Consider the following 14,745-nt stretch of genomic DNA (forward strand, 5'->3'; position numbering starts at 1 on the left):
GCAATATAAAAGCACTATAGAGTTGCTTTTTTGGACTGTCCAATTAAAAGCACTTCGTCGTGCCTAATGATCAACAGAGGGAGCCGGCGGTGCGCGGCGAAGGTGTCGGAGCCCTGATGCTCGTCACGATCGCTTTGGCTGGCTGCAGCGACCCACAAATGGCTGGTCCTCCGCCACCGGTCGTTGAATTTGTGCGGATCAGATCGGAGCCCGTTCCGAATGTGATCGAGTTGCCCGGCCGCATCGAAGCGGTCCGGTCTGCTGAGGTCCGAGCTCGGACGGACGGCATTGTGGAGCGCCGCCTGTTCGATGAAGGGAGTGACGTGCCTGCCGGCGCGGCCCTCTTTAGGATCGACGAGCGTGACAAGCGCGCGCAGCTTGCCCAGGCGCGCGCCATATTGGCGCGCGCCGTTGCCGAGCGCGACAACACTGCCGAGGTATTAGCGCGCTATCGACCGTTGGTGCGGGAAAATGCGGTGAGCGCGCTGGAATATGACCGGGCTCGCTCCGATTGGCTCCAGGCCGAGGCGAGCGTGGCCGATGCGCGCGCCGTCCTATCACGCGCAGAATTGCAACTGAGCTACGCGACCGTCCGGGCGCCCATTTCAGGCCGGGTAGGCCGCGCCCAGGTGACGGAAGGCGCGCTGGTCGACGCGACCAATGCGACACTTCTTACGAACATTGATCAGCTGAACCCGATCCATGCGACCTTCACCCAGTCTAGCGCCGTCCTGCAGACCCTGATGGAGCAAGCCCGCAGGGGCGAGCTGTCATCCCAACCCCTGCGCAGCATCGAGGTGCGACTGACCATGGGAAACGGGCGCAGTTACGAATATGTCGGCCATCTCGATTTCGCGGATCTTTCGGTAGACCCTTCGACCGGCAGCCAGACTCTTCGGGCCACTTTCGCCAATCCGGCAAATATTCTGCTGCCCGGCCAATTCGTACGCGGGAGGATAACGGCTGGTGTCTTTCAGTCCGGCATCACCATACCCTCGCGCGCCGTTCACATGCAGAATGGTCAGGCAAGCGTCACGCTGATCGACAGCAAAGGCATGGCTTCGATCCATATGGTCGACCTGGGGTCCCAGGTCGGCAACCGGTGGATCGTTCGCTCAGGACTACGCGCCGGAGACAGGCTGATCGTGGCCGGCTGGCATAAGGTGCGCAATGGCGACAAGGTCCGGGCGCGCCCGGCCCCGGAACCACGCTGAGGCATGAACCGCTTTTTCGTACAACATCCTGTCTTCGCCTGCGTAATAGCGGCCTTCATCGCGCTCGCCGGCACGATTGCCCTGACCAGGCTGCCAGTCGAGCAATACCCGTCCGTGGCACCACCGACGCTGAACGTCGTGGTCAATTACCCCGGTGCTGATGCCGTCATGCTGGATCACAACGTGACGTCGGTCGTCGAGAAAGAGATGAACGGCGTGCCGAACCTGGTCTACCTGAACTCAGTAAGCCGAGCCAACGGGACGGCGCAAATCGCCATCACCCTCGCCCCCGGCACCGACCTCGATATAGCCCGTTCGCAAATTCAGGCTCGATTGAGCCGGGTCGAACCCCGCCTCCCCGCCCAGGTTCGCCAACAGGGGATTCAGATTCAGGAGGCCAATTCCGGCTTCCTGCAAATGGTCGCCCTCAGTTCGCGAAGCGGCCGTGCGACTGATGTCGAACTCGGCAACTACGCCTCGAACAACATCGTCGATGAACTGCGCCGTATCGAAGGCGTCGGCGACGTTACGCTTTTTGGTAGCCAGTATGCGATGCGGATCTGGCTGGATCCGGAGCGGCTCGCGGGTTTCGCGATATCGCCGGGAGAAGTGCTCGCGGCCGTGCAGGAACAAAATAGCCAGACGCCGCAGGGCTCGCTTGGCGATCAACCCGTCCGCCCTGGCACGGAATTTCAGGCGAAGGTCGTCAGCCAGAACACATTCACGACGCCCGACCAGTTCCGTCAGATCATAATCCGGTCGCAGCCGAACGGAGCCACCGTCCGGCTGGGAGATGTGGCTCGCGTCGAGCTTGGTGCAGAAAATTACGGCTTCAAAGCGAATCTCGACGGTCGCCCAATCGCTGCCATCGCGATCCAGATGTCAAACGGGGCAAATGCCGTGGCGACGGCGCGCGCAATTCACCGCCGGATGACCGAACTGGCGACCTCCTTCCCTCCCGATTATTCCTGGAGCATTCCTTTCGACACGACCCCGTTCATCAATGCCTCGATCGAAAGCGTGGTTCACACGCTGATCGAAGCGATGGTGCTGGTGTTCCTCGTGATGTTCCTTTTCCTTCAAAGCTGGCGCGCGACCTTGATCCCGGCGATCGTGGTTCCCATTGCCTTCCTCGGCGCATGTCTTGGCCTCTACCTCGCCGGCTTCTCGATCAACACGCTCTCATTATTCGCCATGGTGATGGGGATCGGCATTCTGGTCGACGACGCGATCGTGATCGTCGAGAATGTCGACCGCATCATGGCTGAAGAGGGACTTTCGCCTCCCCAGGCGACAGTCAAAGCCATGAGGCAGATCTCGGGCGCCATCATCGGCATCACGCTTGTCCTGGTTGCCGTCTTCATCCCGATGGCATTTTTCCCGGGATCCACAGGCGGTATCTATCGACAATTCTCGGTAACCCTGTCCGTCTCCATTCTATTCTCCGCTCTGCTTGCGCTCACCTTGACACCTGCCTTGTGCGCAACCCTGCTGCGAAGTCCGCAGTCCCCGATACCCGGCGCGGCGGATGACTCCCGCTTTTCGAAGAGCCGTCTCGCTCTCGATCGCTTCTTTTGCTGGTTCAATGAGCAGTTCGGACGTGGAACGCTAAGCTACGAGCGCGGCGTCCGCCGGATCATGAACCGTCCGCTGCGCTGGCTCTCCGTATTTGCCCTGCTTCTCCTGCTAACCGGATTTCTCTTCAGTCGATTGCCTGGAGGATTCCTTCCCAACGAAGATCAGGGCTATATCTTTGTGAACTTCGACGCACCGCCCGGTGCGACGCTTCAGCGCACAGCCCTGTCAGTAGACCAGACCGAAAAATATCTCGGCACCTTGCCGCAAACCGACGGGATCGTATCAGTCTTGGGCTTCAATTTCTTCGGCCAGGGCCAAACGGCGGCATTGAGCTTCGTCCGATTGAAGCCGTGGGACGAGCGGCCCGGCCAGCAGAATTCGGCCGATGCCGTCATCGGCCGCGTTATGAGTTATGTCACCGACATACCCGACGCATCCATATTCGGCCTGTCGCCTCCCCCTATTCCAGCGCTGGGAAATGCTACAGGCTTCTCGATGAAGCTGGAATCCCGCTCGGGGGACCGGCAGGAATTGCTCGACGCCCAGAATGCCATTGTTGCCGCGGCGGCACGCAATCCGAAGCTCGCCGGCGTTCGCTCCGAAGCACAGCCGGATGCACCCCAGCTTTACGTGGAGATCGACCGTATCCAGGCACGTGCACTGGGGCTCTCGATTGCCGACGTGAACGCCACGCTTTCGATCGCCTTCGGTTCGGCCTACGCGAACGATTTCACCCTGAATGGCAATGTATTGCGGGTCTTCCTGCAGGCAGACTCAGACCACCGCATGCTCGCTGACGATGTCCTTGACTTGCGCGTGCGCAACAGTGGCGGAGAAATGGTGCCGTTCTCCGCATTCGCCCGAGTGCAATGGATCGATGCGCCCCAGCAACTGGAGCGATATAACGGCTATCCATCGCTGACGATTTCCGGGCAACCTTCCCCTGGATCCGCTTCAGGAGACGCGATCGCGGAGATGGAACGCCTTGCCCGCACCACCTTGCGAAGCGACCAGCAGTTCGAGTGGACGGGGGCGGCTTATGAGGAAAAGCAAGCCGGAGCTCAGGTCATCTGGCTGCTTCTGATATCACTGATCGTGGTGTTTCTGCTGCTCGCGGCACTCTATGATAGCTGGACCATTCCCCTCGCTGTGCTGCTGGTGGTGCCGATAGGGGTCATGGGATCGGTTGTGTTTTCGCTTGGCCGCGGCCTGGCCGCGGATGTCTATTTCAATGTCGGGCTGATCACGATCGTCGGGCTGTCTGCGAAGAACGCCATGCTCGTGGTAGAATTTGCACTGAAGGACGAAAAGGCGGGACGATCGGCCATCGAGGCTGCAACTGAGGGTGCTCGTCAACGACTGCGCCCGATCCTCATGACCAGCTTGGCATTCATTCTCGGCATGATCCCACTTGTTGTCGCAAGCGGACCCGGCGCGGCCAGCCGCCATGCTGTTGGCACTGGTGTCATGGGCGGCATGATAGCCGCGACAGTCCTCGGCATCTTTTTCTCGCCCCTATTCTACGCGACCGTGCGGCGATGGCTGAAGCAGGGATTGCGGCCAAAGCTGGACGACGAACGCCTTTCGCCAGGCAGGGCAGAGCACCCGAATGCGTCGCATCGTCCTGGCGGCGGCCTGCTCGAATGATGGCTGGCCGGCATCTTGACCTCGCGTGGACCCAGCCTCCCATCGCCCTTGCATAATAGAGCTACCTGTTTTAGCTTCAACCTCCGCTGGTCGAAGGGGCAGGTCCGTAGGAAAGCGGAGACAGACTGCGCATGTGCTTCGCAAGACAGCCTGCGCAACAACCGCAATTGAGCCTGGAAAATCGGCTCAAAGCTTGAAGGACATTCATGAGCGATACGCGCGAGAAGGTCGATGACGGGCTAATCCGTGGACGGATCACGGACGATGACATCGCAAAGATGCGGATGCGAATCGGCTATCCGAACCCGACTCTCCGAAAAGGGTATACGGATTTCCCGTGGAATCCGACGGCGACGGCGGATTGTGTTCGCAGATGGGCCCTGTCGATCGGCGACGCCAATCCTTTTTACGCCAACCCCGAGATTGCGCGCGGGTCGTGCTGGGGTGCGTCGGTCGCCCCTCCGGGCTTTGAATGGTCAATGGGATGGGACCGGACCCGCACCGTTTCATCTGATCTGCAGCAGGCGACGCGTGGCGCGCTTCGTGGCGTTCAACTCTATCATTCGGGTGCGGAATATTTCTATCACAAGCCGATCGTCGAAGGCACCGAACTGTTCAAGTCCGAATGGGTTGCAGATGTCGAGGAGAAGGTTAGCAGCTTCGCCAGCCGCAGCGTGATTGTGAACAATGCAAACTGCTATTGGGATCGGGACGACAATGTTTATGTGACCAGCTCGCGCTGGTTCGTGCATGCCGAGCGGCAATCTTCCAAGAAGAGCAAGGCAGCCAAGACCAAGGACGAGGCGGCATATTATTCGGATGAGCAGCTTGCCGAAATAGAGGCAGCCTATGATGCCGAATATATTCGTGGCGCGGATACACTTTATATTGAAGATGTCTCACCGGGCATGCAGCTTCCGGTCATGGTCAAGGGGCCGCTGACGATCACCGATCTGATCAATTTCCACATGGGCGCCGGCTGGCTCACTTATGGCAACCCGCCCTTCAAGCTGGCCTACGAGAACCGAAAGCGTCTCAAGGGCTTCTACTCGCGCAACGAGTTCAACGCCTGGGACACGATCCAGCGCGTCCACTGGGATCCGGTGCTTGCCGAGAAGGTCGGCGTTCTCGGAACCTACGACATCGGCCCGATGCGCTACGTCATGGTCTGTCAGGCAGTCACGAACTTCATGGGAAATGATGCCTGGCTGTATCGCCTGCGATATGAGCTGCGAAACTTCAACTATGTTGGCGATACCACCTGGCTGTCAGGCACGATAGTCGAGGTCACACCTGATGCGCCGTGGGGGCCGTCGGTGGAGATCGAAGTCAGGGGCGTCAACCAGCGCGGACAGGAAAATGTGCGGGCAAGCGTGACAGTTCTCCTCGCCTCCCGCCGGACCGGACCGGTGCGCCTCCCGCCGGCACCGGCAGTGACGTCGTTTCGCGATTGACGATCAGCCCGTCGGTCGGCGATCGCGGGGCTGGGATGTCCGGCCCCTATAGAGATGCCGCAATGGCGTACGCCATCAACCGAATTCGTCGATTTCCGTATAATTGGCGATAGGATCCTTGTTGCTGGACTGGGCTAGGGGTACAGAATTACCCAACTCAACGAGGATTGGCGGCACATGTCGAAAAAGGGAGAAGACGAAACTTTGCTCAGCGGCGACAACCTGCCGTTGCTGATCGGAGAGAAAAGCACCCGCAATTCTGCCGTGCTGCGTACCGTCAGTGCGTTGCGGGCGGATTCCCTTGCAGTCGACCCCGGTACACTGATCGGAAGCGAGGAAGTACTGATCACGCGCTACGGCATCAGCCGGCCGACGCTGCGGCAGGCTGCAGGGTTGGTATCGCAGGAGGAGCTCGTCCGTGTCAGGCGGGGTGTGGGGGGCGGCTATTTTGCGGAGCGCCCAACCTTCTCGGCGGTCGCCCATCGGGCTGCCGTCTTCCTCCAGACACGTGACACAGGTCTTGAACATATTCTCGAGGCCATTGAACCTATCCGTGTCGCACTTGTCGAACTCGCTGCCCGCAACTCCTCTTCTCCCGCCCGCAAGGGACTTGAGGCATTTGTCAAAGAAGAGGAGCAGAGGCTCCAGGAACCGCTCTCCTATCGAGACTTCCTGCGGGCTGAGCGCAGGTTCGGCGAACTGATCGGCGAAGCGAGCGGAAACACGGTCCTACACCTCTATCTCGACATCCTTCTTCAGCTCGTCAGCACCATTGCGCCCGAACTGGACGTTTTCCGGGGACGGCCGGAGCGCGTCGAGGAGGCAAGCAAGCGACGGCTCAAGGTTGCCCATGCCATCCTGGACAGCGATATCTCGATCGCCACTATCGAAGCCCGGCGCTCGGCCCAGCAGTCGGTTATCTGGATGCGCGAAACGGTCGCGGGCAACGCCGTCAGCACCGCGCAGGTCCGTCGCTGACGATGAGGACCAAAGCTCGCGGAAAAGCGTACGCCCCTCTTGACAGAGGGCTATTGAGTGATCTCTTTTAGGTCGACTGAAGAAGCTCCGGGGTACTGCATGGTTTCCGATAGAACGCCTGTCCTGGTCGGTGCGGGCCAGGCGGTGGATCGAATTGGCTCGGCGGACTATCGCGGATATTCTCCCGTTGAGATTGCAGCGGCTGCGGCAAAGGCAGCGCTCGCCGACTGCGGTGCTGCCAGGCTTATCGGTGAGATCGATCTCGTCGGAGGCATCCGCACGTTCGAGGACGCAACATCTGCCCCGTCCGTCTTCGGCAAGCCCGACAAATTTCCTTTGGCTGTGGCAAAGCGGCTTGGATTGAGCCCCACCGCGGCCATTCTGGAGAAGACCGGAGGGCAATCGCCCGTCGCTCTTCTAGGGGAACTAGCCGACCGGATTGCCCGCGGACAAGCAGACGTGGCCTTGGCTTTTGGCGGCGAGGCACTCTCGACCGTTCGCCAGCTGAAGTCGACCGGAGAGACACCCGATTGGTCCGAACGGATTGACGGAGAAATGGAGGATAAGGGTCGCGGGCTGGAGGGGCTCGTGACGCGACAAGGTGTGGATCACGGATTGCGCTCCGCCCCCGCCGGATACGGCTTGATCGAGAATGCCCGCAGGGCGCGGCTTGGCCTGTCGATCGAGGAATATCGCCGGGAAATGGGCGAGCTCTTCAGACCGTTTAGCGAAGTCGCGGCGGCCAACCCCTATTCGAGCGCTGATGGCCCGGCTCTCTCAGTCGAGCAGTTGATCACCCCTGGCGAGCGCAATCGCATGATTGCAGACCCCTATCCGCTCAGGCTGGTTGCGCGCGATCAGGTCAACCAGGGGGCGGCCGTCCTGGTCATGTCGGTCGCGAAAGCGCGCGAGCTCGGAGTTCCCGAGAGCCGCTGGGTGTTCATTCATGGCTTCGCTCTCGCCCAGGAGCGGGATCTCCTGGAGCGCGAGGATCTCGGTGGCTCCGTTGCCATCGGTGCGGCACTCCAGGCCGCTCTCGATATCGCCGGCAAGTCGCCCGCAGATATGCGCTATTTCGATTTCTACAGCTGCTTCCCGATTGCCGTCTTTGCGGCAGCGATTGACGGCCTGGGCCTGGCGCGGGACGATCCGCGGCGCCTCACCGTCACGGGCGGCCTTCCTTATTTCGGAGGCCCCGGCAACAACTATTCGATGCATGCGGTCGCGACCATGATGGAGCTGCTGCGCGCATCCCCTGGCGATTTCGGCCTCGTCGGGGCGAATGGGGGATATCTTACAAAATATGGCGCGATGATCCTTTCTATTGAGCCTTGCGAGTGGCGCCCGGCCGCCCGTGCGGCGGCCCAGATCGCCCTGGATCGCCGTCCGGCACCACGCATTGCCAAGATGCCTGACGGAAAGGGACATATCCTCACCTATACGGTCCAGTACGATAAGGGGATGCCCGCGCTCGGGCTCGTGATCGGCGAACTTCGCACCGGGGAGCGCTTTCTGGCCAATCCGGCGGATCCTGCAACGCTGGCCGAGATGTCGCGAAATGATCCGATCGGCCGCGAAATTGCGGTCTGCCATCGCCCCGAAGGAAATCGCTTCGCATTCGATGAGCAGGTTCTGGACGCGGCCTTTTCCGTCGACCCCGCCGGCTTCCGCGACAATTACGAAACCGTCATCGTCAACCGCCGGGATCACATCCTCGAAGTGACGATCGATCGGCCGGAGCAGCGCAACAGCATTTCGCAGACCGCTCATGATGAGCTGAACGAGATCTTCGATGCCTTCGAGGCCGACCGGGATCTGTGGGTGGCAATCATCACGGGTGCCGGCGAAAAGGCCTTCTGCGCAGGCGCAGATCTCAAGGGAGCGGCGAACGGCCGTACGATCTTTCCCCTCGCCGGATTTGCGGGAATTACCAGCCGCCGGTGGACCAAGCCGCTCATTGCCGCGATCAACGGGGCAGCCTTCGGAGGCGGGCTTGAGATTGCCTTGGCGGCACATCTGGTCGTTACCGATCCCGCGGCTCGCTTCGCCCTTTCGGAAGTGCGCGTGGGCGTCGTTCCTGGCGCTGGCGGCGCGATCCGGCTCCAGCGCCAGATACCGCGCAAGATTGCCATGGAGCTCCTTTTGACCGGCCGGAGCATGGATGTGGCGGAGGCGCGGAGCCTGGGCTTCATCAATCGCGTTTCCGCACCGGGCCAGGTACTGGAGGAGGCGCGCGCCCTGGCGCGGGAGATCACGGCGGTTTCTCCGACATCCGTTCGCGTGCTGCTTCAGCTGATCGCCGAAGGTGACCGCTGCGCCGACGCGGACGATGCCGCAGCGCCCATGCTTCATTCTTCCGCCCTTGACGCCTTGCTGGCCAGCGAGGACATGATCGAGGGCATGACGGCGTTTGCGCAGAAGCGTCCGCCGAACTGGAAAAATCGCTAACTCCGTTTTGGCCAGCACATTCCAGGTTGGACTTGATTGAGATACCTGTTTAGGAGCAGATGGTGTCACGCCTGGATGGCTGGCCCCTTATCTGCGCGAAGAAGCGCTCGGCGTGCAAACTGAACGGGCGATGGAGAGGTTATGAGCACATCCTTGCGGGATCTTTTCGCGCCGCGGTCCGTCGCGATCCTGGGCGCATCAGAGAAGAACCCTTGGGCGAGACTCGTCCTCACGACCCTTGAACGGATCTCGTTCGGCGGCCCGGTTCATCTGGTCAATCCTCGCGGCGGATCCGTCCATGGCAGCACCGTGGCGCAAAGTGCCACCGCAATCGGCGATCCGGTCGACTCCGCTTTTGTGATGGTACCTGCCGCCGCGATCGAGGACACGTTCCACGATATGGCCAGTGCCGGCATTATGAACGGCGTTGTCGTCACGTCGGGCTTTGCGGAGCTCGGCGCACAAGGCGCGACCGAGCAGGCTCGCCTGTTCGACCTTGCGCGATCGCTTGGCCTGACGCTGATGGGACCCAACAGCCTCGGCTTTGTCAATCTGGTCGACAGGGTCGCGCTATCGGCCATCCCGCTGACGCTTCCCATCCTGCCTGCCCCGAAGGTTGGCGTCCTAAGCCAGAGCGGTGCGACCGCAGCCATCATCAGCAACACGGCTCATGCCACTAATGTCGCCCTTACGCATGTGATCGCGCTGGGCAACGAGGCTATGGTGGACATGTCGGACGCGATCGACTTCCTGGTCGACGATCCTGCAACGTGCGCCATTGCGGTTTTCGCCGAATCCGTCCGTCGCCCTGATGACTTCATCCGGGCAGCCCGGCGCGCCCTTGCCGCGCAAAAGCCGATCGTCTTGCTGAAGGTGGGCGTCGGTGAACTTGCAGCGCAGGTCGCACAGGCCCACACGGGCGCGTTGGTCGGCGACAACAGGATATTCGACGCCATATGCCGCGATCTCGGCATTATCCGTGTCGACACTATTGAACAGTTGCTCCAGACGGCCAACCTTATCGCGACCACCGGTGTTCTCGGTGAAGGCGGCTTCGCCGCGGCGTCCATGTCGGGCGGAGCCTGCGAAATGATAGCCGATCTGGGTGAAGCCCAGGGCGTTCGCTTCGCTACACTTGCCGAGGCGACGAAGCAAAAGCTCGCCGCCACGCTTCCCGCTTACGCTTCGAGGCATAATCCGCTCGACGTGACGGGTGGTGTTCTCTCGAACCTGCAGGCGTTCGAGGATGCCTTGGCATTCGTCGGCGAAGACCCCGACGTCGCACTTGTGGCGGCGTGCTACGATCTGGCGCGCACACCGGAGGGAGATGTTCTGGGCCGCCCGGTGATCGCGCATCTCAAGGCCGGCATCGAACGGTCAGGCGTACCCGGCTTTCTGATGCCGCAAACCTATCTCAGCGTAAGCGATTATGGCCGTGACACGCTCAGTCAGACCGGGATGCCGCTATCGTCCGCAGGACTTGGCCATGCGATGGCCGCCGTCGGTGCAGCCTTCCGCTGGTCGGCCAAGGCGCGCGAAGGGGTGGATGTGGGTCCGGATGGGAATCCGGATGCCGATCCATCTCCTGCAGACTGCCGCCCCCTCAACGAGCGCGAGACACTGGATTATCTGGCCTCGCGCTGCGTGCCTGTCATACCGGCCCGGATCGCAAGGTCGCCGGCAGATGCAGCGAAGTTCGCTGGCGAGATCGGCGGGCCGCTGGCTCTCAAGATCCTTTCGCCCGATATCGCGCACAAGACCGACGTCGGCGGGGTCACGCTCAATGTCTCCGGGGTGGACGCCGCCGTGGACGAATATGATGCGATGCTCGCCCGAGTTCGGTCTCGCGCACCCCATGCCACGATCGAGGGCATAATCATGTCGCCGATGCGTAACGCGAGCGTAGAACTCATCGTCGGCGTGGCCCGAGATCCCGAATGGGGTCTGGTTCTCGCCGTCGGGCTCGGCGGCATCTGGGTCGAGATATTGAAGGATGCCGATCTTGCCGTCCTGCCCGTCACGGCACCGCAGGTAGAGAGAATGCTGGGCCGCCTGAAGGCACAGAAGCTGCTGGACGGATATCGCGGTCAGCAAGCGGTCGACCGGGCGCGGCTCGCGGAGGTGATTGCCGCCATCGGTGACGCCGCTATCGCACTCGGGCCCGATCTCATATCGCTCGAGATCAACCCGCTGCGGGTCCATGGCAGCGACGTTGAATGCCTCGACGCGCTTGCGATCTGGTCTGGTCAGCCCGCCCGCTGACAGAATGCCGGATAAAGGAAGTCGACCAGGATACGCGCAAAGTCGTCGTGATTTTCTCCTTTTTGCGGGAGGGGCTCGCCATAACGCGCCAGGCCGGCATGGCCCAGTGCAGCGCCGGTGATCGCTTCCATGATGAGACGGGTCGGCGCGCTGGCGGGGATTTCTCCGCGCTGTTTGGCTGCTTCGACCAGGCGTTCAACGACCGCCACGCGCTGCGCTATCAGCGTCCGGCATAGGCCAGCCACGCTTTCGGGAATGACGGGATCCGACTGAACACGGCTGATCGACCAGCCGATATCCGCGGAAAGCTCGTCGAGGACGAGCGTTACAAGCGCGCGCAGATCATCACGGAAATTGTCGGTCGGGGCTACCGGCCATGGCGCGAAGAAGGTGAGCAAGGCATCCTGGAGCAGCGCTTCCTTGTCGCTCCATCGAATATAGATGGAAGCCTTGCCGACGCCCGCACGCCGCGCGACCTGCTCGATGGCAAAGTCCTGCCAGCCCGCACGGACAAAAAGTTCGATCGCCGCAGCCAGGATACGCCGGTCGACACTCTTGTCCCGCGGCCGTCCCATCCTGCCGCTGCTACTGGAAGCCGTGACCATGGCCTTCGCCTATCGGCCGATGTGGCGGATAGCAATATCAAAGCCGGGTCAAGGGCGAAGCAGTCGTTCGAGCCAGGACTCGCGAGCTGCAACACAAGCCTGTGCGTGTCGTGACGCGGGCGCGATGTCGTAGAATCCGTGAAACGCGCCGCCCCAGACGTGAAGTTCGCAATCACCGCCCGCAGCCCATATGGCCGACGCATAAGCGACCGCCTCATCACGGAAGACTTCGGCGGCACCGACATCGATGAAGGTGGGCGGCAAGCCGCCAAGTTCGGCAGCGCGCGCCGGAGCGGAATAAGCGGACACGTCCGTCGTTCCGCAGCGGTCGCCGAGGATCATCCTCCAGGCCGTATTGTTGCTCGTTCGATCCCAAACTCCCACACCGTCAAATTGGCGCGAGGAAACCGTGCAGTCACGGTCATCAATCATCGGGCATTGAAGCAATTGGCCCATGAGCCGCGGACCACCCCGGTCACGGGCGATCAAGGCCGTCCCGGCCGAAAGCCCTCCTCCCCCGCTTCCTCCGAAAATCACGAGTTGCTCGGGGGCAAATCCGAGCATGCTGGCATTGGCCCCCATCCACTGCAGACCGGCGTAACAATCCTCCACGGGGATCGGGGCTGGATGCTCGGGAGCAAGCCGATATTCCACGCTGACGCAGACAGCGTCAAACTTGATTGCCCAGTCGACCAGAGCGCTGGCGCCGGCAAACCGGTTGGCCATGACCATGCCGCCGCCGTGGATGTGGTAGATCCCCGGGCCGGCAGTTGCGTGATCCTTGCGGGTGATCACCGACACTGTGATCTCCGCGCCGTCGAAGCCGGGAATAACATAATCGACGCAGTTGACGGGCGCATCGCCGATCAGGTCGGCCCGCTCAACCGTGCTGAGCTCGCGAAAACGCGGAAGGTCGGCTTGTGTCATGCCGACCGGGACATAGCCGTCCAGCGCGGGGAGCAATGCCGCGAGCTCGGCGGCGATTGGCGGTCGTTCAAAGCTGTCGGTCACGGGGCGTTACTTTCGTTCTGGATTGGCCGGCAAGAGCCTGTCCGGGGCATATGACGCGCCGACACAGGCCCTGAACGGTCTACCCGATATACTGAACGATTTTTGGTGTAAAGTCGCTGGACCACCGCTAGATGCGAATCGATCGAGCCGCTGCAGCAACCGCTGAAAGACGATCGCGCGACGGCCCGAACCGCCGGACGGCCCGGCCAGTAAGGAGAGGGAAGGTATGACAGAGTTGAGCCGGATGCCGATTTTCGACATCGACACGCATTATGCGGAGCCGGCGGATTTGTGGACGTCGCGTGCGCCGAGCAAGTATCGGGACCGCGTTCTGCACGTGCGGGAGAACGATCTGAACAACCAGGCGTGGTTCTTGGGTAACCACGAGGTTGGCATGATCGGGCCTGCGGTGATCCGTCCGGACATGAGCAAGGAACTGGCGACCTATACGCTTCCGCGATTTTCGGAGATGTCGCGTTCGGCGACCCATGCAGCCGAGCGGCTTGCATTCATGGACAGCGTGGGGGTCGGCACCCAGATCCTCTATCCCAACATCATCGGCTTTGGCGCGCAGCGGCTAATGAAAGTCAGCGACGACGTCGAACTGCGTCACTGGCACGTCACCGCCTATAACGACGCGCTCGTCGACCTGCAGCGCGAAGGCGAAGGCCGCCTGCTTCCGCAGGCCGCCCTGCCGCTATGGGATATCGATGCCTCGGTGAAGGAACTCGAGCGCATCCGCAAGATGGGCCTGACCGGTGTCGCCATGTCCGACAAGCCGGGTGACTTCGGCCAGGTGCTGCTCGGCTCGGATGCCTGGGATCCGCTCTTCGCCGCCTGTCAGGATCTCGGCCTGCCCATCAACTTCCATATCGGTTCGGGGGAATCCTTCGACGGCGACAAGGAGAAATGGTGGCTCCCCGATCGCACCTCGCGGCTGCCCGACCGTTCGCTCAACGGACCACTCGCCACCTTCACCGCAGTCTCCGGCTTCATGCAGATCGCGGTCGATGTGATGAACCTCATCCTCACCGGCGTGCTCGAGAAGTTCCCCAAACTCAACTTCGTCGTCGTCGAGAGTGGCGCCGGCTGGCTCCCGTTCCTCATCCAGGGCATCGAGCATAACTTCAAGGAAATGCTCTCGCCCGCCCAGCGGGCCCGCTTCAAGCGCGAGCCCAAGGAGATGTTCATCGACCAGATCTACACCTCCTACTGGTTCGAGAACGCCAATTGCGTCGACACCTTCATCCGCGAGTTCGGCGACAGCAACCTCATGTTCGAGACCGACTTCCCCCACCCCTCCTCGCTCTATCCCGACGTCCGCGAAAAGGCCCAGGAAACCCTCGGCCATCATCCCGTCGAAACACAGCGCAAAATCCTCTACCAAAATGCCGAACGCATCTACGGCATCAAGGTCGGAACCCCAAAGAGCACCCACTAATCCACATCCAGCCGCGCGGGAACGCACCCAAATCCGTTCCCCCGCCGGCTCTTGTCACTACGCAGCGAATCAGATACCCCTATCCAATAGAGTTATCTGATTCGCTG

General features: G+C 61.5%; 9 protein-coding genes. 7 read left to right on the top strand and 2 right to left on the bottom strand.

From position 1 onward, the window contains the following. Positions 1-116: 116 nt before the first annotated feature. From ACFB49_RS13015 to ACFB49_RS13040, 6 genes are all read left to right on the top strand, one after another. Positions 117-1,214, top strand: a complete 1,098-nt coding sequence (locus ACFB49_RS13015; protein ID WP_380871637.1) for an efflux RND transporter periplasmic adaptor subunit — start codon at positions 117-119, stop codon at positions 1,212-1,214. 3 nt (positions 1,215-1,217) lie between these two features. Next, positions 1,218-4,439, top strand: coding sequence for a multidrug efflux RND transporter permease subunit (locus ACFB49_RS13020; RefSeq protein ID WP_380871638.1), 3,222 nt, complete (start codon positions 1,218-1,220; stop codon positions 4,437-4,439). 206 nt (positions 4,440-4,645) lie between these two features. Then, positions 4,646-5,893 (top strand): MaoC family dehydratase N-terminal domain-containing protein, encoded by a 1,248-nt coding sequence (locus ACFB49_RS13025; protein ID WP_380871639.1) that lies wholly within the window; start codon positions 4,646-4,648, stop codon positions 5,891-5,893. A 177-nt stretch (positions 5,894-6,070) separates the two neighbouring features. Beyond that, positions 6,071-6,871 (top strand): FadR/GntR family transcriptional regulator, encoded by an 801-nt coding sequence (locus ACFB49_RS13030; protein ID WP_380871640.1) that lies wholly within the window; start codon positions 6,071-6,073, stop codon positions 6,869-6,871. Positions 6,872-6,970: 99 nt separating this feature from the next. Continuing rightward, positions 6,971-9,319, top strand: a complete 2,349-nt coding sequence (locus ACFB49_RS13035) for an enoyl-CoA hydratase-related protein (RefSeq protein WP_380871641.1) — start codon at positions 6,971-6,973, stop codon at positions 9,317-9,319. 141 nt (positions 9,320-9,460) lie between these two features. Beyond that, entirely contained in the window at positions 9,461-11,581 is a 2,121-nt protein-coding gene (locus ACFB49_RS13040) for an acetate--CoA ligase family protein (protein ID WP_380871642.1), read from the top strand. Here ACFB49_RS13040 and ACFB49_RS13045 read toward each other — a convergent pair. Beyond that, positions 11,566-12,156: a TetR/AcrR family transcriptional regulator gene (locus ACFB49_RS13045; protein WP_380871643.1), complete on the bottom strand. Its 591-nt coding sequence runs from the start codon at positions 12,154-12,156 to the stop codon at positions 11,566-11,568. The two genes, ACFB49_RS13040 and ACFB49_RS13045, sit on opposite strands and share 16 nt — an antisense overlap. 78 nt (positions 12,157-12,234) lie before the next feature. Continuing rightward, a complete protein-coding gene (locus ACFB49_RS13050) occupies positions 12,235-13,149 on the bottom strand; it encodes an alpha/beta hydrolase (protein ID WP_380871644.1) in 915 nt (304 codons plus the stop codon). Between the two features lie 274 nt (positions 13,150-13,423). Between ACFB49_RS13050 and ACFB49_RS13055 the strand changes: the two genes are divergently transcribed. Next, complete coding sequence (locus ACFB49_RS13055) at positions 13,424-14,638, top strand: amidohydrolase family protein (RefSeq protein ID WP_380871646.1); 1,215 nt, start codon at positions 13,424-13,426, stop codon at positions 14,636-14,638. Positions 14,639-14,745 lie beyond the last annotated feature (107 nt).

This window comes from Sphingomonas sp. DBB INV C78 (genome assembly GCF_042693015.1).
GTDB lineage: Bacteria > Pseudomonadota > Alphaproteobacteria > Sphingomonadales > Sphingomonadaceae > Sphingomonas_E.